The 377-nt window shown below is 74.3% G+C and carries 1 protein-coding gene; it reads left to right on the top strand.

What is annotated here, in order from left to right; all coding sequences use genetic code 11:
- Positions 1-377 (top strand): hypothetical protein (locus tag AC1DCP_RS26675; protein ID WP_476774911.1); only part of this gene is annotated, 377 nt, incomplete at both ends.

The raw sequence follows: 377 nt of genomic DNA, 5'->3' as shown, positions 1-377 counted from the left end.
GCCTGGCCTGCGCCGACGCCGAGCGGTTCGCGGAACGGCTGGGGCGGCTGTTCGCGGCCTGGCTCGTGGCAGGCGAGGAAGACCTGCGCGCCGCCGATCTCACCGCACTGCGCGCGCACGCCGCCAGGCTCGATCCGTCACGCGCGGGGCGCCGCGTGGAGATCGACGATCCGCTGATCCTGATCCACCCACCGCGCGACGCCGCGCAGGCCGGCGCGCTGCCGGACCGCGCGCTGATCTTCGAGCGGGTGTTCGCCGATGTCTGGCACGTCCAGTTGAGCGTGCCCACGGGTTGGCTGCGCATCGACACGGTCTTCACACGCCGGCGGCCCGGCAGCGGCGACCATGCCGGCGGGGCCATCGAACTGACGCTGCGG

The organism is Agrobacterium sp. 10T429, from assembly GCF_056393925.1.
The sequence above is the reverse complement of the archived record's forward strand: the minus strand, read 5'-3'. Positions and strand labels throughout refer to the sequence as shown.